This window comes from Micromonospora mirobrigensis (genome assembly GCF_900091555.1).
GTDB classification, from domain to species: domain Bacteria; phylum Actinomycetota; class Actinomycetes; order Mycobacteriales; family Micromonosporaceae; genus Micromonospora; species Micromonospora mirobrigensis.
The window spans coordinates 70,653-89,417 of sequence record NZ_FMCX01000009.1; the positions used below are offsets into that span (position 1 = coordinate 70,653).

Consider the following 18,765-nt stretch of genomic DNA (forward strand, 5'->3'; position numbering starts at 1 on the left):
GTCAGGGGCAGTTCACCCACTCCTCGGTGCCGTCGGCGAAGACCTGCCGCTTCCAGATCGGCAGCCGGGCCTTGACCTCGTCGACCAGGCGGGCGCAGGCGGCGAACGCGGCGGCCCGGTGGGCGGTGCTCACCGCCGCCACCAGGGCCGCGTCACCGATCTCCAGCGGGCCGATCCGGTGCGAGACCGCCACCGCGTACACGTCGGGGTCGGCGGCGACCTCGGCGGCGACCTCCTTCAGGACCGCCTCGGCGCTCGGATGGCCCTCGTATTCCAGGGTGGTGACCGAGCGACCGTGGTCGTGATCGCGGACCACGCCCTGGAAGGAGACCACCGCGCCGGCCCGGCGGTCGGCGACCGCCGCCTCGTGCGCGGCCAGGTCCAGGGGCCGGTCGGTGACGGTGCCGAAGCTGACCGGCGCGGTCGTGGACGCGGACATCGGGCCCTCCTCGCGGGTGTCGGCCGGCGTGGTCACCAGGACCGTTCCCCGGGCAGCAGCGGCAGCGGCACGATCGGCACCCGGTCGCCCACCGCACCCGTGGTACCCGGCCGGACGACCGCGAACCCGTCGGCGCCGGCCAGGCCGCGCAGCATCGCCGAGCCGACGTGCCGCACCGGGTGGGCGGTGCCGGCGGCCCGGTCCAGCCGGACCAGGGCCAGGTGGGTGTAGTCGCCCCGGCCGGCGATCGGCTCGGCCAGCGTGGCGTGCGGCAGCACCGGCATCGGGCGGCCCTGCAACCCGGCGAGCAGGGGCGCCACCAGCGACACCAGGGCCACGATCGCGGACTGCGGGTTGCCGGGCAGGCCGGCGACGAACCGGACCCGGCCGTCGTCGGAGACCAACCGGGCGAGCAGCATCGGGAAGCCGGGCCGGACCGCCACGGTGTTCACCACGTAGTCCGCGCCGAGCGCCGCCAGCGTCGGATGCAGGTGGTCCACCGGGCCGTGCATCGTGCCACCGGTGGTGCAGACCAGGTCCGCGCCGGCCAGCGCCGACCGGACGGCGGCCACGTGCGCGGGCAGCGTGTCCGCCACCGGACCCACGACGTCGGAGGGGCGCACCTGGCAGCCGTACCGGCGTAGCCAGGCCGGCACCGCCGGGCCGAGCGCGTCGCGGACCCGGCCGGCCGCCGGCGGGCCCTTGGTCAGCAGCTCGTCACCGAAGACCAGCAGCGCCGCGCGGGGCGCCCGCCGGACCCGCAGGGTGTCGTGTCCGCAGGAGGCGGCCAGCCCGATCAGCGCCGGGTCGACCGGGGTGCCGGCCGGGAGCAGTTCCTCACCCGAGTACGCCTCCTCGCCCGGTTCCCGCCACTCCGGGGTCGGCCGGGGCGTGCCGTCGACCCGGCCGTCGCCGGTCCGCGTCGACTCCTCCACCCGCAGGATCGCCGTGGTGCCCTCCGGGACCATCGCCCCGGTGGCGATCTCGACCGTGCTGCCCTCCTCGGTCAGCGGCGCCGGCCGGTTGCCGGCGAGCACCCGGCCGACCACCCGCCAGGGGCCCTCGCCGCGCACCGCCCAGCCGTCCACGCTGGAGGTGGGGAACGCCGGCAGGTCCGTACGCGTGGTCAACGGCTCGGCCAGGGTGTGCCCGTCGAGGTCGGCGAGCGACCGGCTGACCGCGGGCAGGGCGGCGGAGAGCCCGACCGCGTACACCCGGGCGCGCGCCTCCTCCCAACCGGCCGGCGGCGGCGCGGTCGCCCGATCCTCCGCCTGGGCGGCGGTTTCCGTGCTCATCCGGCGAGCCTATCGCCGGCCCGGTCGGCCCGCCCGGTCACTGGTCACCACCGGTCGCCGGGTCTGCCTCCGTGGCCTCCGCCCCGGCCTCCGCGGTCACCGGCCCGGCCTCCGTCGTCGGTGGCGGCGAGGGCTGGTGGTCGCCGCCGCGGAGCTGGTCGACGGCGTGGGCGAGGATCGGCCCGAGCACCGCGAGACCGTCCCTGGCGCCGCCCCGGGAACCGGGCAGGTTGACCACCAGCATCCGGCCGACCACCCCGGCCAGCCCCCGGGACAGCGCCGAGGTCGGCACCCGCTCCCGGCTGTGGGCCCGGATCGCCTCGGCGATGCCCGGAACCTCGTGGTCGAGCAGCGCGCGGGTCACCTCGGGCGTCCGGTCGGTCGGGTTGATGCCGGTGCCGCCACTGGTCAGCACCACGTCGACCCCGTCGGCCAGGGCGGCCCGCAGCGCCGCGCCGACGGGCTCGCCGTCGGGCACCACCACCGGCTCGTCCACCTGACAGCCCAGCTCCCGCAGGCCGGCGACGAGCAACGGGCCGCTGGTGTCCTCGTAGACCCCGGCGGAGGCCCGGTTGGAGGCGACGACCACCCGGGCGCGGATCACGGCCGGTCCTCCGGGCGGACCCACTCGCCGGTCTTGCCGCCCTCCTTGCGGAGCACCCGCACCGCGTCCACCGAGGCCGCCGGGTCGACCGCCTTGACCATGTCGACCAGGGCCAGCCCGGCCACCGCCACCGCGGTCAGGGCCTCCATCTCGACGCCCGTCCGGTCGGCGGTACGCGCCGTCGCGGTGATCTCCACCGTGTCGGCGGTGAGGCGCAGGTCGACGGTGACCCCGTGCAGGGCGATCGGGTGGCAGAGCGGAATGAGGTCGGGGGTGCGCTTGGCGCCCATGATGCCGGCCAGCCGGCCCACCGCGAGCGCATCGCCCTTGGGCAGCCCGTCCCGGCGGAGCAGCTCCACCACCTCGGAAGTGGTGCGGAGCCGGCCGGCGGCGACCGCCAGCCGGCCGGAGACCGGCTTGGCGGAGACGTCGACCATGCGGGCCGCGCCTGCGGTGTCGACGTGGGTGAGCTGCACGGGATCGGTCACGGCCGCGAGCCTATCCCTCGGGTACGACCAGCCGCGGTGCCCGCCGTGACGGTTGCGCCCATGTCGTGTCATCCCGGAAGGCCGACGTGGGAGGGAGGAGCGCCGCGGGGTGCTGAGCGGCGCCCCTCCCTCTGTCACCCGCTGCCGATCGCTGGGGAAACCAGCGGCGGGCGTCTCGTCGGCCCGGTCCACCCCCGGACCAGGACCTCCCCCGTTGACCGATCGTGGGAACGGTACCGAGCGGCGCGATAAGAAATCGATAAGACTGTTCATGCAGCTCAGCGACGTGTGGGGAACTGGTCGAGGCGGCGCTGGACCTCGAAGCGCTCCGGGACGCCCATCCGTTCGAAGATCGCCAGCGACCGCAGCCAGTGCCGGCGCGCCTCATCGGAGTGTGTGGCTGCGACAAGTTCGGCGATTCCCGCCAAGGCTCGCCCCTGCTCGAACCGATGATCGATCCGAGTTGCCAACTTCAGCGCCTGCTGGTGGGCGCGCAGCGCCGACTCCGCCCCACCTTCAGCCTCGAGGGTGCGGCCCAACTCGTTCAGTGCCACACACTCCGCGTGGCGCTCACCGTAGTCTCTCGCCAACTCCAGGGCCGTTTCGTGCTCATGGCGCGCTTCTCGCAGTTGGCCGAGCCCTCTGAGGGCAGCACCAAGATCCGCTCGAACCTCTGGCTCGCCATATCGATGACCGGTCCTGCGCCGCAGGTTCAGGGAGGCCCTCAGCAGACGTACCGCGGACTCGAACTGCCCTAGACGGATCTTGACCGTCCCTAGGTGGGCAAGGGCGTTCAACCGGTGAAAATCGTCTGCTCTGACTCGGGAGAGCCAGAGATGGAGGCGATGAACTTCGAGCGACTCCTGGTACCGGCCAGCTACGCACAGTGCGATGCCGAGATTGGGCAGTATGAGGGTCAGGTCCAGCGCCGGCTCACGCTTCTCCTCCTCGACGAGGGCTCTACTCAGTCGGATCGCCGCCCCGATCTCGCCGGTCAGCCAGTAGATCGCCGAAAGGTTTCCTCGGAAACGAGCAAGATTCTGCGCATCACCGAGCGCGGTGTAAGCCGCGATGGCGGACTCGACCAGCCGTTGTGCCATCGGGTAGTTGCTGGTCCGCACATAAGCTGATGCCAGGTAGTTCTGCATCAGGGCGACCGCGGCTCGATCGCCGGACCGCTCGGCAGCAGCTAGGCCGAATTGATGCGTGGTAAGTATGTCGTCGAAGTAACTGCGCATGTAACAAAAGCGCCAGATGGCCCTGGCCAGTCGCCACGCGTACTCATCCCTGCCGGCGCTCTCGGCGAACCGAACCATCATCGTCAGGTTCAGCCTCTCTCGCTCGAGCCACTCCACCCCCAGGGGTCCAAGTTCCTCGATCAGGTCTGGGCGTGGGGGTAGGCCGGGCAACAGCTGGAGTGACGCCGGGCGGGGCTCCAGTGTTTCAGCGACGACCAGCGCCGCCCGTACGCAGAGATCGAGAAGGCGATCAGCCGCCTCGGTTCGCACCGACGGCGGATCTACCTGCTGAGATAGCTCCGACGCGTACCGCCGCATCAGATCGTGTAGGCGGAACCGCCCGTCGCCAACTTCCTCCAACAGGTGCCGGTCGAGTAGTTCATCCAGTGAGTCAGATGTCTCATCGAGCGGGAGATCCGCGAGCGCCGCTGCCATCGGCAAACTGAAATCGCTGCCGGGATGGAGGGCGATCATTCGGAAGGTGCATTTGGTCTTCCTGCTCAACGGCTGATAAGAGGCAGCGAAGGCACCTGCCACCGTCCGGTCCTCCACCGCCAGATGGTCGATCGCTCCCCTGCCGGAAGAGAGCTGCCGCGCCAGATCCGCCACCCGCCAGGCTCCCCTGTGCGCCAATCGGGCCCCCGCCAGACGGATCGCCAGTGGCAGGTGACCACAGAACCGGACCACCTCGGCAGCTGCTGCTGGTTCTGCGGCCACCCTTTCACGGCCCGCCGTCACGGCAAGCAACTCCACCGCCTCGGCAGGCGTGAGCACGGCCAGCGATTCCGGCGGCCCGGCCTCGGGCATGAAGAGCTTCCGTCGGGTGGTCACGAGTACGACCGAGCCGACCTCGGTCGGCATCAGCGGAATGATCTGCTGACTATCAGCTGCGTTGTCCAAGATGATGATCACTCGGCCGCGGCTCAGCTCGCGCCGCCACAGCTCGATACGACCTTCGAGATCGGTCGGGATCCGACCTGCGGGCACACCTAGCTGCCGAAGCAGGGTCAGAAGTGCTACGGCAGGGGACAGCGGAGTGGCACCGCCGTGCCCCCGCAAATCGATGAAGAGCTGGGCGTCCGGGTACTGCGGGAGCAGCAGGCGCGCGAGATGTACGGCGAGGGTGGTCTTACCGCAGCCCGCCATGCCGTCGATTACTCGGACCACCGGTGCACTCGACCGTGACCGGTCGATGTCCCTGAGGAGAGCGCCAATCACCCCCGTGCGTCCGACGAAGTCGGTGATGGACCGGGGCAGCCAGGCGGCGGCGCCCGCGGTCCTTCCTCCGGCAGCAGGCGCCGCGAGCAGACCATCGCGGCTCAGAGCGAGCGGCGACTGGGCCCGTCGACCTTCCATGATCGAGCGGTAAAGCTGCTCAAGCTCCGCTCCGGGAGTCACGCCCAATTGGTCTTCGAGAGCCCGGCGCGTCTCGTCGTAGACGGCGCGAGCGCCGGCAAGGTCGTCGGTTTCGACCAGAGCCCGCATGAGAAGTGCCTGTAATCGCTCGCGGACCGGCTGCTCCCCAGCCTCAGGCCGGAGCAGCAGCAGAGCCAGGTCGGACCGACCGGACTTGATGTGCAACTCAGTGAGCAGCTCAATCGCCGCTAGCCGCTCCTGCGCGACCGCCTCTCGCCGTGCCGACAGAAGCGGTCCCACCCGCACACCGGCGAGGAGAGGGTGGTGCCATGACCGTAGGGCGCGGGTCAGCACCTCGACGGCCTTCTCCGGGCGCCCCGCGCGAATCAACTCCCGGGCTTCGGCGTGCCCCTGCACTACTCGAACCACATCGACGGAGACCTTGTCGATGGAGAGGCGATAACCGTCGCCCTCCCTGACGAGAGACCCTTCGGCTGCCCCTGCCGATCTGAAGGTACGCCGGAGACTCGCGGCATAGGTGCGCAGGTTCGCCACTGCGGACCGGGGTGGGTCATCGGGCCACAACTCGTCCACCAACTGGGGCGTGGTGATCAGTCTCCCCGCATGGACCGCCAGCATGCCAAGCACAGCCTGCTGCTTGGGCGTACCGAGACGGAGAGTGATGCCATTCGTCCGCGCCGCAAGGCCCCCGAGAACCTGTATCTCCATGACGGCAGCAACTCCGGAGGGTCGGGGCCAGGTGACTACCAGTGAAGTCTAGCGATCACCGGATGGATCCGTCAGCGACGCCTACACACCACCCACCACCGGATAGCAGGTCCACTTTTCAGCCGTGCTTCCCGCTAACCCCGCGCGGAGCTTCGACTGAAGAAGGGATGAGGCCATCGTCGAACAGCCGCGAGACTGATGGAGCGCCTCGAGTAATCAGAGATCGCAGCGATCTGCAGTGAGACGGGCACGGAAAGTGGGGACTTGAATGCCCTGCGCACTGTCGCGTCAACGGAAAGTGACCGACAGCTAATCTATTCGCTAATGTTGAATATTGTAACATATATCCTCACCAACTAGTCTGACTCTAGCCTAAGCTCGCATTCACTGACGAAGCGGTGCATGTCGCGCGAACGACAGGCATCCGGGGGCGGAGGAGGCAGGGATATGCGCGGCAATGACTGGGGCTGAAATCCGGCATAGGACCTGCAGCTTTTACACGCTAGGCTGCGGTCAGGCGACTTAGCTGACCGGGAGTGCTGTGACTCTTACCGGGCGACGCGAAAATGAGACCGACCAGCGGCTTCGGCTGCTCGTCGGTCTCGTCGTCGTTCTCGCCTCCTGCCTTGCGGTCGCGGCGCTCTGGACTGTTCGCAGGGATCTTGTACACCCTTCCCTGGACTCGGCCACGATGATCCTGGGGCTCGTCCTTCTGATCTCACTGGGAACGTTCGTCAAGGCCCGCATCCGCATCCGCTCCGCCGTCCACCTGATCAGCTGGAACGAGACAGCGATCGTGGTAGGAGCGGCCCTCGCGCCCACGCCCTGGGTGCTTCTGTGCACCGGTGTCGGCGTCGCCCTGGCCTCGCTCCGCCTTGCACCGGTCAAGATCGCCTTCGGCGTAAGCAAGAACATCATCGTGGCGTTCGGTGCTGGAACGACGCTTGCGGCTCTGCACTGGACACAAAGCGCGGACATTCCCCGGACCATCGGTGTTCTGGGCGTCGCTTATCTGGTCGCAACCGTGCTCGATGAGGTACTGGCCATTCCGGTCATCGCGTTGGCGTCGGGCGGCAGAATCTCGCAACAATTCCGAAGCAACCTGGACCTCCGGCTCGCCGGTTTCGCGGTGCGATTCATCGTGGCCGCCAGTTCCTTGATACTGCTACGGTCTGACCCCCGCCTGCTCCTCGCCGTCCCCCCGCTGGTGCTCAGCCTGCACCTCGCCTACTCCACCCGGATCCGCACCCGCACCGAGCAGCAGGCGTGGCAGCGCCTGGCCCGTACCACCGACGCCCTCAACGTGGTCGACCTGGACAAGGTCCTGACCACGGCCGTCACCCAGGCCGCGGCGCTCTTCTCCGCCGACGAGGTGGAGATCGAGCTGCGCGACGGCGGCCGGGTGGTCCGCGGCACCGCCGACGCCCTCGGCTACGACGGCTCCGGCGAGGAGGCCAGCGAGGTCACCGGGATGGTCATCCCGGCCGCCCTGGAGGGGCACGACGGCAGCGCGGACGTGGGCGTCCTGCGGCTGCGGTTCCGCGGGCCGGTCGAGCTCTCCGAACGGGAGCAGTACACCCTGCGGACGTTCGCCTCCGCGCTCTGCACGGCCGTCCGCAACGCGCAGGCGTACGCTGAGCTGGCCCGGGTGGCCGAGGCCCACGCGCACGCCGCCACCCACGACGCGTTGACCGGCCTGTCGAACCGCCGGCACCTGCTGGAGCAGGGCACCGAACAGCTCGGCAACCGGCACGCCGAGGGGGTGACCGCCCTGGTGCTGATCGACCTCAACCACTTCAAGGAGGTCAACGACACCCTCGGGCACTCGGCCGGTGACCAGGTGCTGATCCAGGTCGCCGAGCGGTTGCGCGCCGCCACCCGCCCCGAGGACCTGGTGGCCCGGCTGGGTGGCGACGAGTTCGCCGTACTCCTGCGGGTTCTGCCGGCCCCCGCGGTGGCCGCGCACCGGGCCGAGACGCTGCTGGCGGCCCTGCACGAGCCGTTCGACCTGGACGGCATGCGGATCAGCGTGGAGGCCAGCGGCGGCATCGCCGCCGCGCCGGCCAGCGGCGGCATGCCGGAGCTGCTGCGCCGCGCGGACGTCGCGATGTACCAGGCCAAGCGGGCCGGGCAGCGGATCGCCACGTACGCCCCGACCCGGGACACCGCCGACCTGGGCCGGCTCACCCTGGGCGGCGAGTTGCCGCGGGCGGTGGCCGACCACGAGTTCACCGTCAACTTCCAGCCGATCGTCGACCTGGGCAGCGGCGAGGTGACCGGCGCGGAGGCGCTGGCCCGCTGGCACCACCCCACGCACGGGCTGATCGACCCGCTGCGGTTCCTGGAGGCGGTGGAACGCTCCGGGTTGTTGCCGGCGTTCGCGGAGGCGATCCTCGACCAGGCGCTGACCGCCGCCCGCAGCTGGCGGGACGCCGGGTTCGACCTGCCGGTGTCGGTGAACGTGTCGCCGCGCAGCCTGCTCGACGCCCGGTTCCCGGGCGCGGTGCTGGCCCGGCTGCGGGCCCACGACCTGCCCCCCGACCGGCTGGTGCTGGAGTTGACCGAGACGCTGACGCTCAGCCAGCTGGACGTGGTCGACCGGGTGCTCAGCCGGTTGCGGGACGCCGGGGTGCGGCTCGCCCTCGACGACTTCGGCACCGGCTACTCCTCCCTGTCGCTGCTCTCCCGCATCCCGGTGCACGAACTCAAGATCGACCGCAGCTTCGTGGACGCGATGGCGACCTCCACCGAGGCGGCCGCCGTGATTCGCTCGACCCTCGACCTCGGCCGCAGCCTGCACCTGGACGTGGTCGCCGAGGGGGTGGAGAACGAACCGCAGCGGCACGCGCTCTGGGAGCTGGGTTGCGTCGCCGGACAGGGACATCTCTTCGCCCGGCCGCTGCCCGCCGGCGCGCTGCTCGCCGCGCTGCGCCGCGGCTCCGGCGGTCGGCCGGGCCTGCTGGCCCGGCCACTGCACGACGCCGGCGCGGTGATCCGCCTGCCCGGGCGGCGGCCCGGCGGTCCCCGGAACCGGGCGGCCGGCACCCCGAACCTCCCCGCCTGAACCGGGCTCGTCCACCAGATTCCCCGGTTGCCGCGGATCGGGCTGATCATGGACGGTGGCGTCGGGGCCGTCTGCCAGACTTGCCCGCGTGACCGTCGCCCCCACCCAACCCGTCGCCGGCCCGGACCGTTGGCGGCGGCTCGATTCCGCTGGCGGCGGTCTCGCCCTCGACCTCACTCTCTACGCGGTCTCCGCCGCCTTCGCCGCGGTCACCGCCGCGACCTCCACGCTCCCGCCGCACCGGGCCTGGGGCGCCGTCGCCACCGCCGGCTACCTGGTCGTGGCGCTGGTCGCCGCCGGTCAACTGCTGCTCCACCGGCGCCACCCCGGGTCGCCACCGGTCGGCGGCCGGGCCCGTTGGGCGGTCACCGCAGTCGCCTGGGCGGCCACCGCCCTGCTGCCCCTGGTCGTGCAGAGCGTCCAACGGGCCGCCGGGCGCACCGACCGCGCACAGGAGGAGGTGCTGGTCGTCGAGCACGCCGGCGACCGGCTCACCACGCACGGCACTCCCTACCTCGGGCACGACGCCATCGCCGCGCTCCCCGCCGACGAACGGCTCCTCGGCTACACGCCCTACCAGCCGGGCATGGCCCTGTTCGGGCTGCCCCGGGCCGCCGTCGACGCCTGGTGGACCGACTCGCGGGTCTGGTTCGCACTGGTCACGGCCGTGGTCCTCGCCCTGGCGGTGGTCATCCTGAGACACACCGGCCGACCGGTGGACCGGCCCGGCGGCGACCTGCTGCTGCGCGGGGTGCAGGCCGCAACCGTCCTGCCGATCTGCGCGCTCACCCTTGCCACCGGCGGCGACGACCTGCCCGTCCTCGCGCTCTGCCTGCTGGCCCTGGCCTACGCCGCCACCGGCCGGCCCGGCGCGGCCGGCGTGGCCGTCGGTGTGGCCGGCGCCCTGAAGCTCTTCGCCTGGCCGGTCGCCGTGGTCCTGCTCTGCTGGGCCGCCACCCGCCGATCCGCCGGCCGGTTCACCGTCGGCGCCCTCGGCCTGCCGCTGATCGCCCTGGTCCCGCCCCTGCTCGTCGACCGCGACGCCCTGGTGGAGAACGTGCTCCGCTTCCCCCTCGGCCACGGTCTGGTGACCAGCCCCGCCGCCTCCCCCTTCCCCGGCCACCTGATCGCCAGCGCGCTGCCCGCCGGCCGGGTCGTCGCCGCGGTGCTGCTGGTCGCCGCCGGAGCGGCCATCGCCGTCCGGCTCGTCCGCCGCCCGCCCCGCACGGCCACGGCCGCCGCCCTCATCTGCGGGTACGGTCTGCTCGCCGCGATCCTGCTGATGCCCTCCACGCGATTCGGCTACCTGCTCTATCCGCTCGCCCTGCTGGCCTGGGCACCCGCCCTGGCCCGCGAGCCGGCCGCCGGTTCCCCCGACTCGGAGGCACGCAGCGGCCACAGGGCGTAGACCTGGAGACATGAGCACCTACCGCGATCGTGAGGACGCCGGCAACCAGCTCGCCGACCGGCTCACCGCCCTCACCGGGCAGTCCGACGTCATCGTGCTCGGCCTGGTCCGCGGCGGCGTACCCGTCGCCCGGGTGGTGGCCGAGCGGCTCGGTGCCCCGCTCGACATCCTCGTCGTCCGCAAACTGGGCATGCCCTGGGCGCCCGAGGTGGCCTTCGGCGCACTCGGCCCCGGTGGCGTACGCGTCCTCAACGACCTGGTCGCCGCCCGGCTCGACGCCGACACCATCGCCGACGTGCAGCGCCGCGAGCAGGCCGAGCTGGACCGCCGTGAGGCGCGCTACCGGGCCGGCCGCCCACCCCTCGACCTCACCGGCCGCACCGCCGTCATCGTCGACGACGGGCTCGCCACCGGCGCCACCGCCCGCGCTGCCGTCGAGGTGGCCCGGCAACTCGGCGCCCACCGGGTCATCGTCGCCGTGCCGGTCGGCGCCCAGGAGGCGTACGAGATGCTCGCCGCCGAGGCCGACCAGGTCGTCTGCGCCCAAAAGCCCCCCGAGTTCGGCGCGGTCAGCGCCTACTACGACGACTTCCACGAGGTCTCCGACGACGAGGTGACCGACGCGCTGGCGGCAGTCGGGTGACCCGGCCGGGTACCTTCGGATAATGCAGCTCACCTGTCCCAAGTGTCACGGAGACATGCGCCAGTACGAGCGCAGCGGAGTCGTCATCGACCAGTGCACCGAGTGCCGGGGGATCTTCCTCGACCGCGGTGAACTCGAGAAGCTGTTCGAGGCCGAGGCCAACTGGAACCAGCAGCAGCCCGGCCAGCCGCCCGCGCAGCCCGCACCCGGCCAGCACACCCACACCCAGGGCGGGTACGCGCCGCCACCGCCGCCGGCACACCAGCCGGGCTACGGGGCGGTGCCGCCCCCGCCCCCGCCGCCGCCCGGTCACGGCTACCCGCCGCAGCCGGCGTACGGCGGCCACGGGCAGCAGCAGCACTACGGCTACCACGGCCACTACAAGCGCAAGAAGCACAAGAGCTTCCTCGACGAGATGTTCGGCTGACCACTCCCGCGCGGGTCGGGCTCCACGCCCGGCCCGCGCCCGGCTTGCCGACTCGTGTCCTGATGGTTGGCGGGCCGACGGCCTCCGCTCGGATCGTCGGCGTGCCGGCCGGGCTCCGCCGTGCGACGCTGCTGCGCATGACGCCGCAGGGGCAGCACATCAGGCTGGCACAGGCCTACGACGGGATCATCCGGGTGGTCGCCGACCTCGACGACGCCGACCTGCAACGACCGACCCGCTGTCGGGGCTGGGTCGTCGCCGACCTGCTGTTCCACCTGCTGTGTGACGCGCAGCGGGCCCTGGTCACCCTGGCCAGCCCCGCCGACGGGCCACCCGACGTCGACGACGTCAGCTACTGGCGGTCCTTTCCACCCCGCAGCGACGACGGTGCCCGGCACGCCTGGTGGGTCCGCCGGTCGGCCGCCGCCTTCGACCGGCCGAGCGGAATCGTCCGGCTCTGGACCGACACCGCCCCGGCCGCCGTACGCGCCGCCGCTGCGATCGTGCACGGCCCCGACCCGACGGGCTGCGTCACCACCCAGGGGCACGTGCTGCGAGTGCCGGACTTCCTGGCCACGCTGACCACCGAGGCGGTCGTGCACCATCTCGACCTGGTGCTCGACCTGCCGGACGCGCCCATGCCCGGGCAGCTGGCCACCGCGGTGGCCGTGGCCACCATGGACGGGCTGCTCAGCGACGACGCGGTCCGACCCTGCGGGTGGGACGACGTGGAGTATCTGCTCAAGGCCACTGGGCGGGAACCGCTCGGCGAGCGGGACCGGGTGGAGTTGGGCGAGGCGGCCGGCTGGTTCCCCCTGCTCGGCTGAGCAGGTCAGACGATCGCCATGTCAACGAACCGGGACAAGTGCAGCTGAGCCGCAACCGTAATGCTATCGGTCGGACCATTTCTGTGCTTAGCAACAATGAAGTCCGCTTCGCCCGCTCTGGGGGATTCCTTGTCGTAGTAGTCGTCCCGGTGCAGCAGAATCACCACGTCGGCGTCCTGCTCGATCGAGTTGTGGGTGGCGATCCCGTTGGCGATGAAGTTGTGCTTGCCGAGCACCGTCGCGTCGAAGACGTCCCGCTCGCCCAGGGACTCGATCGAGACGACCTCATCCCAGAAGATGTCGTTCGTGGCGTGCAGGTCAAGGTCAGCTGCATCGAGTACAGCGGCGATCCGCGCCAAGCGGGACCGGCTGGGCGCGTGCTTCCACAGGGTGCCACCACAGAACTGAGTCCCGATCGCCTTCGCGAACTCACGATGGCTCATGCCCTGCTCGACGAGAATCTCGCGGACGCGGGTCCACACATCGGTGGGAACGGTATCCACGTTGGTGTTGCTCTCCATCGACTCCAAGGACGCGAGAAGTGTGGTGCAGTTGCTCCCGCGCTCGCCGTGGACGCCGATCTCCCGCAGGAACCGCAGCTGATCGTCCCGCCCGGAGATGTCGAGGGTGTACTGCGGCCGGTGACGCTCGACCGGCACGACCTTGAGTCGAGCGGTGATCCCGTATCGGAGCAGGAGTCGGGAGATGTCCTCCAGCATCCGTCGACTGGTCGACGAGAAGTACACCCGACCGCCCCGACCCGACTTGTTCACACAGACTGAACCGTCCGTGGCCCAGAGATGCCGAAGGAAGATCGTCACCTGCTCCTTTGGCAAGCTGAAGATGGATTGGGGGAGGAACTTCTCGTGCGACCGCAGGCCAAACAGCCCCAGCCCGTCGAGCCATTCGGCGATCGGATTACGTCGTCCACGAGCCAGCCGGTAGGGGGCAGGGAGTCGCAGCGTTGTCACGCGGGCGGCCGCATAGTCATCGCGAATGGGGGTGATCCCCCAGTGCTTCGCGGCCTCGGTGACGGCCCGCAGGTTCTCCTCGTCGCAACTGGCGTAGCGGATGGGTTGCCGTCGGACGAACGACCCGTCGCCGAGCAGGTGCGCGAGCATCACCACCTCCGGCTCTGCCCAGGGGCGAACCATCATGGGTGGCGGAATGTGTCTCGGGGTGGCCAGTCGGGCACCTGGCGCCAGCTCCCCGAGCGGAACCCAGCCCCCGAAGGTCAGGAACGGGTGATTGGCCGTCGCGTCGATCTGCTTGCCGGACGCAAGTGTCATCCGGAAGGTTTCCTTGGTTCCACTGGGGAAGACATGGGTCATGGTTCGCGGGGCGTAACGAAGATTCTCGTCGAGCGCCCAGACCGGAATCTCCTTGGCCCCGGTCGCGAGCAGTTCCCCGAGCGTGATCTCCGAGTTGTTGTCCGCCCGGATCAGCCTCGTCTCCGCAGTAAGGCAGCCAGACTCCCGCAGGTCGGACAGCTGGGGTCGCTTGTCGGTGCGCTGCTCCGGGCCACGGTTCAGCTGGCTGACCGCGATCACCGGGCACTCGACCTCCTTGGCCAGCAGCTTCAGGCCACGAGACAGGTCGGCGACCTCCTGCTGTCGGCTCTCGGTGCGCTTCGGCGAGGTCATCAGCTGGAGATAATCGACCACGATCATCTTGAGGTCGTGCTTCTGCTTGAGCCGGCGCGCCTTGGCCCGGATCTCCATCAGGTTCATGCTCGGCGTGTCGTCGACGAAGAGCGGCGCTTCGCTGATCTCGCCCATGCATCGGGCCAGCTTGGTCCAGTCGTCGTCGGAGAGCTGACCACTGCGCAGCACGTGCAGCGGCACCCGCGCCTCGGCCGAGAGGAGTCGCATGACGATCTCGACCTTGCTCATTTCCAGCGAGAAGATCGCCGCCGCCTGGTTGGCTCTGATAGCCGCATTTCGGGCAAAGTCCATACTTGCCGTACTTTTGCCCAAACCAGGCCGGCCCGCCACGATGATCAACTGACCCGGGTGCAGGCCGTTGAGCAGCCGGTCCAGGTCGGTGAAGCCGGTCGGCACGCCGGTCATCACCCCACCCTGCGCACCGACCGCCTCGATCTCGTCCAGGGTCGGCTGGAGCATGTCCGCCAGGACGGCGAAGTCCTCGCTGACCCGCTTCTCGGTGATCTCGTAGACCGCCTGCTGGGCCAGGTCGACGACGTCGTCGACGTCCCGACTGCCACCGGCCGCGGTGCCGTAGCCGAGCTGGACGATCCGGGTGCCGGCCTCGACCAGCCGGCGCAGCACGGCGCGCTCGGCGACGATCCGGGCGTAGTAGGAGGCGTTCGCCGCGGTCGGCACGGCGGACATGCAGGTGTGCAGGTAGGGCGCGCCGCCGATCCGGGCGAGGTCGCCGGAGTCGGCCAGGGCCGCCGCCACGGTGATCGCGTCGGCCGGCTCGCCCCGACCGTAGATGTCGAGGATCTTGTCGAAGATGGTGGCGTGCGCCGGCCGGTAGAAGTCGGTGGTCTTCAGGATCTCGACGACGTCGGCGATGGCGTCCTTGGAGAGCAGCATGCCGCCGAGCACGCACTGCTCGGCGGCGACGTCCTGCGGCGGGGTCTTCTCGAACTGACCTTCACGTGGCTCGAACTGGCCGTCGCGGGGTGCGGGGGCGGCCGACTGTCCGCCACCCCGGGGCTCCGCCCGCATGTCGTCGGTGACCGACACGGATCCCCCTCCACTGCAACGTCGACTACCAGCTCTACCGCTCGGGTGCGACAACTTCCGATCCGGACCGGTCCGGTCGATCGGGGGCCATCGCGCGACCGGTCGGTGCCCCACGATACGGAACCCGAGGTCAGAGCCCAACCACACCGGTGGACGAGCCTCGGGACAACCTGTGGATGCCGGTGCACAAGCATGTGCGCAGGATGTGCACAGCTTGTGGAAAACCTTGGGGGAATTCTGTCCACATCGCCTTTGAGCTGGGAAAACTTGATCCCCACCCTGTGGATGAGGATTTTCTGGTGAAGCTGCCCGGCAGGTTTTCCCGTACTATCTCCTACGATCGGTTACACCTGGACAGCGGATTGCGCTTTCGGTTGAGAAGGGTCACGCTCCGGCCGTGAGTTACCGGGACTGGGAGCGCGGGGAGGGCAGCCCGCGCGCGCGTCAGCCGATCGCCGGCTGGGACGACCCCCGCGAGACGCTCCCGGCCGACCCGTACTCCGTCGACCCGGATGTTCGCCGCGCTCCGGCCCGACGGCGGGCCCTCGACCGCGGCCCCCGGGAGGCGGTCGATTCCTACCTGCCCCGCTGGGCCGTGGAGTCGGGCATCGCCCATCCGGACGGCCGCGGGCGGCACGCCGCGCCGGACGACGAGGGTGAGGGCGACGACCGCCCGGCCTCGGGGTCGGGCTGGCACGGCGGATACGACCGCCGCGCGGAGCCGACCCTGGGAGGGCTGCGGGCGATCGGCGCCGGGCCCGAGTCGGAGCACACCAGCGAGTGGACCTTCGACCGCCCGCAGGAGCAGGGGTACGTCGGCAGTCGTCGCGCCGAACCGGCCGACGAGCCGGTCTCCGGGGCGGTGCCGACGGCTCGGCCGCGCCGCTCGGCCTCCCGACGTCCACAGGTGACCTGGTCGGGGGGCGAGGAACCGGACGATCCGGAGCCGGAGCGCCGGACGCGACGGGCCCGGCGCGCCGCGGCGGAGTCCCTGCCGGCCGTCGACCCGTGGAGTCGTACCGCCGAGGTGGAGCCGGAGCAGACGGCCGCGGTGGACCCGTGGGACGCGTCGGGCGTACACGCCTGGCAGGGGTCCGACCCGTCCGGCGCGGCCATGCGCTGGGACCAGGGCGAGCACACCGGTCAGTGGGCGGGCTACGCCGACGCCGGCGAGTCGACCGACGGCTGGGAGTGGGACCGAGCCGGTCGTGGCGTACGGGCCGACGTTCGGGACCGGGCCGGCCCCGGCCCGGGTGACTGGACGGGCGACGATGCCGGTTCGGGTCGATCGGAAGGGCCGAGGGCGAGCCGTCGGAGTCAGGCCGGGGAGGAGAGCCGGTCCCTGGAGGCCCGGCGGGACCGCTCGGAGGCGGAGCGGTGGCACCGGACGGACCCGGCGCGGGCGGCGGAGCCGACCACCGGTGAGGGCTGGACCTGGCCCGAGCAGCCGGAGGAGTTCTGGACCGGCACCCGGTTGGCCGGTGACGATCCCCGGTGGATGGACCCGCCGTCGTCGGCGCCCCGGTCGCCGGTGGTGGCGTACACGGCGCCCCGACCGAGGGCCGGTGCGCGACCGACGGCACAGGTCGGTCGGGCCGTCGGGTCGGCGGAGCCCTGGTCGTTGCGGCAGCGGACGGATCCGGTGGCCGGCGGGGGTTGGGGACGCCGCCTGGAGGACGACCTGTTGGATCCGGATCCCGGTGGTCCGCTGCGTCCGCTGGTCTACACGGTGGCCTGTTACCTGGTGCCGGCGGTACTGGTCTTCCTCTGGCTGTTGACCCTGGACGGGCAGGCGCCTGCGGGTTGCGTGACCGACATCAGTGGTGGCGGCTGCGACTCGCCGCAGGCGCATGCCCTCGGGTCGCTGCTGGCGGGCGCGCCGCGCTTCGGGCTGGCGCTGGTGAGCAGCCTGGTCGTGGCGGTCGTGCTGCGTCGGGTGGGTACGACGTGGCGGTCGGCGACGGTGGCGTTGGCCGCGGCGGTGGTCGGTGGGGGTCTCTCCACGGTGATGATCAGCGCGGTGACCGGTCAACCGATCGGCTGACCGGCCGGTCGCGGCGGGGCGTCGGACCGGCGGGCGAGCGTCCGGGTGCGTCGCCAGCCTGGGTCGGGGCCTCCGACCCGGAGCCGGAGATCAGCGCGAAGACGCGGAAAGGCCCGCACCGGATCACCGGTGCGGGCCTTTCCGTCGTGCGGTGTGGGTCAGCCCTGGACGACGTTGAGGTCGAACTTGGCGGACACCTCGGGGTGCAGCTTGACGCTGACCGGGTAGGTGCCGGTCGACTTGATGTGACCGGGCACCTCCAGCCGGCGGCGGTCGAGGACCGGGCCACCGGCGGTCTTGACGGCGTCGACGATCTCGGCCGGGGTGACCGAGCCGAAGAGCCGACCACCGTCGCCGGCGCGCACCTTCAGGCTGACCTTGAGGCCCTCGAGCTGGGCCTTGACCTCGTTGGCGTGGTCCAGGTCGCGGATCTCGCGGGCCCCACGGGCCCGCTTGATCAGGGTGACCTGCTTCTCCGCGCCCTTGGTCCAGGCGATGGCGAAGCCCTGCGGCAGCAGGTAGTTACGGCCGTAGCCGTTCTTCACCTCGACGATGTCGCCCGGGGTGCCGAGGCCGGACACCTCCTGAGTCAGGATGATCTTCATGTCGGTGCCCCCTCTCAGCGAGCCGTGGCGGTGTACGGCAGGAGCGCCATCTCACGGGCGTTCTTGACCGCACGGGCGATCTGCCGCTGCTGCTGCGAGGTGACGCCGGTCACCCGCCGAGCGCGGATCTTGCCGCGGTCGGAGATGAACTTGCGCAGCAGCGCGGTGTCCTTGTAATCGATATAGGTGATCCCGTCCTTGTCGAGCGGGTTCACCTTCTTCTTTGGCTTGCGAAGGGCCGCAGCCTTGGCCATTGACCTTGCTCCTGGTTTGCGATCGCGGGCGCTCGGCGCCATTAGAACGGAGGCTCCTCGTCGAAGTTGCCGCCCGAACCGGAGCGGGAGGGACTGGGTGCGGCCGAGGCCCAGGGGTCGTCGAAGTTGCCTCCGCCGCCACCCTGGTTGCCACCACCACCGGAGCCGAAGCCGCCGCCACCACCGCCGGAGCGAGACATCTTCTGCACCTTCGCCGTGGCGTAGCGCAGAGACGGGCCGATCTCGTCGACCTCGAGCTCGATGACGGTGCGCTTCTCACCCTCGCGGGTCTCGTAGGACCGCTGACGCAGCCGACCCGAGACGATCACGCGGGCGCCCCGCTGCAGCGACTCGGCGACGTGCTCCGCCGCCTGCCGCCACACCGTGCACGCCAGGAAGAGTGGCTCGCCGTCCTTCCACTCGCCGGAGGCCTTGTCCATGAACCGGGGCGTGGAAGCGACCCGGAACTTGGCGACCGCCGCGCCGGACGGGGTGAACCGCAACTCGGGGTCATCGGTCAGATTGCCGATGACCGTGATGGTGGTGTCTCCTGCCATGACCAACTCCTCGCGCACTCATCAGTTCCGTCCCAGGCTCTCAGAGCCGTACGACAGTGCCGATGAGGCTGATCCG

At 70.9% G+C, this 18,765-nt stretch carries 14 protein-coding genes and 1 pseudogene; 6 read left to right on the top strand and 9 right to left on the bottom strand.

Annotation, left to right across the window (positions count from 1 at the left end; all coding sequences use genetic code 11):
- Position 1: 1 nt before the first annotated feature.
- The 5 genes and pseudogenes from GA0070564_RS25005 to GA0070564_RS25025 all read right to left on the bottom strand — a co-directional run bounded on the left by GA0070564_RS25005 (position 2) and on the right by GA0070564_RS25025 (position 6,149).
- Complete coding sequence (locus tag GA0070564_RS25005; protein ID WP_091614223.1) at positions 2-439, bottom strand: molybdenum cofactor biosynthesis protein MoaE; 438 nt, start codon at positions 437-439, stop codon at positions 2-4.
- Positions 440-471: 32 nt separating this feature from the next.
- Complete coding sequence (locus GA0070564_RS25010; protein WP_091613916.1) at positions 472-1,734, bottom strand: molybdopterin molybdotransferase MoeA; 1,263 nt, start codon at positions 1,732-1,734, stop codon at positions 472-474.
- Positions 1,735-1,870: 136 nt separating this feature from the next.
- Positions 1,871-2,338, bottom strand: a pseudogene (locus GA0070564_RS25015) (MogA/MoaB family molybdenum cofactor biosynthesis protein); the annotation flags it as partial.
- Positions 2,335-2,826 (bottom strand): cyclic pyranopterin monophosphate synthase MoaC, encoded by a 492-nt coding sequence (gene moaC, locus GA0070564_RS25020; RefSeq protein ID WP_091613921.1) that lies wholly within the window; start codon positions 2,824-2,826, stop codon positions 2,335-2,337. The gene moaC and the pseudogene GA0070564_RS25015, both read right to left, overlap by 4 nt.
- A 278-nt stretch (positions 2,827-3,104) precedes the next feature.
- Positions 3,105-6,149, bottom strand: a complete 3,045-nt coding sequence (locus tag GA0070564_RS25025; RefSeq protein WP_091613925.1) for an AfsR/SARP family transcriptional regulator — start codon at positions 6,147-6,149, stop codon at positions 3,105-3,107.
- Between the two features lie 541 nt (positions 6,150-6,690).
- Between GA0070564_RS25025 and GA0070564_RS25030 the strand changes: the two genes are divergently transcribed.
- The 5 genes from GA0070564_RS25030 (at position 6,691) to GA0070564_RS25050 (ending at position 12,518) form a co-directional block, all read left to right on the top strand.
- Entirely contained in the window at positions 6,691-9,213 is a 2,523-nt protein-coding gene (locus GA0070564_RS25030; RefSeq protein ID WP_176730831.1) for a putative bifunctional diguanylate cyclase/phosphodiesterase, read from the top strand.
- A gap of 88 nt (positions 9,214-9,301) precedes the next feature.
- Positions 9,302-10,621, top strand: coding sequence for a glycosyltransferase 87 family protein (locus GA0070564_RS25035; protein WP_091613933.1), 1,320 nt, complete (start codon positions 9,302-9,304; stop codon positions 10,619-10,621).
- 10 nt (positions 10,622-10,631) lie between these two features.
- Positions 10,632-11,264 carry a phosphoribosyltransferase gene (locus tag GA0070564_RS25040; RefSeq protein WP_091613936.1) on the top strand — a complete coding sequence of 211 codons (633 nt, stop codon included), beginning with the start codon at positions 10,632-10,634 and terminating at the stop codon, positions 11,262-11,264.
- Positions 11,265-11,283: 19 nt separating this feature from the next.
- Positions 11,284-11,691 (top strand): TFIIB-type zinc ribbon-containing protein, encoded by a 408-nt coding sequence (locus GA0070564_RS25045; protein ID WP_091613940.1) that lies wholly within the window; start codon positions 11,284-11,286, stop codon positions 11,689-11,691.
- Positions 11,692-11,828: 137 nt separating this feature from the next.
- The gene (locus tag GA0070564_RS25050; protein ID WP_091614230.1) at positions 11,829-12,518 is read left to right on the top strand and encodes a maleylpyruvate isomerase N-terminal domain-containing protein; all 690 of its coding nucleotides are present in this window, start codon (positions 11,829-11,831) and stop codon (positions 12,516-12,518) included.
- Positions 12,519-12,523: 5 nt separating this feature from the next.
- Here GA0070564_RS25050 and GA0070564_RS25055 read toward each other — a convergent pair whose 3' ends face one another.
- Positions 12,524-15,211 (bottom strand): replicative DNA helicase, encoded by a 2,688-nt coding sequence (locus GA0070564_RS25055; RefSeq protein ID WP_141714866.1) that lies wholly within the window; start codon positions 15,209-15,211, stop codon positions 12,524-12,526.
- Between the two features lie 415 nt (positions 15,212-15,626).
- Between GA0070564_RS25055 and GA0070564_RS25060 the strand changes: the two genes are divergently transcribed.
- A complete protein-coding gene (locus GA0070564_RS25060) occupies positions 15,627-17,273 on the top strand; it encodes a hypothetical protein (protein ID WP_091613949.1) in 1,647 nt (548 codons plus the stop codon).
- A gap of 158 nt (positions 17,274-17,431) precedes the next feature.
- Here the strand turns inward: GA0070564_RS25060 and rplI are convergent, their stop codons facing one another.
- Genes rplI through GA0070564_RS25075 form a run of 3 tightly spaced genes read right to left on the bottom strand, consistent with a single transcriptional unit; the run spans position 17,432 to position 18,707 of the window.
- On the bottom strand, positions 17,432-17,878 hold the full coding sequence (gene rplI, locus GA0070564_RS25065) for a 50S ribosomal protein L9 (RefSeq protein WP_091613952.1): 447 nt from the start codon (positions 17,876-17,878) through the stop codon (positions 17,432-17,434).
- 14 nt (positions 17,879-17,892) lie between these two features.
- Positions 17,893-18,132, bottom strand: coding sequence for a 30S ribosomal protein S18 (rpsR, locus tag GA0070564_RS25070; protein WP_007073789.1), 240 nt, complete (start codon positions 18,130-18,132; stop codon positions 17,893-17,895).
- 41 nt (positions 18,133-18,173) lie between these two features.
- On the bottom strand, positions 18,174-18,707 hold the full coding sequence (locus GA0070564_RS25075) for a single-stranded DNA-binding protein (protein WP_172880362.1): 534 nt from the start codon (positions 18,705-18,707) through the stop codon (positions 18,174-18,176).
- Positions 18,708-18,765: the final 58 nt, after the last annotated feature.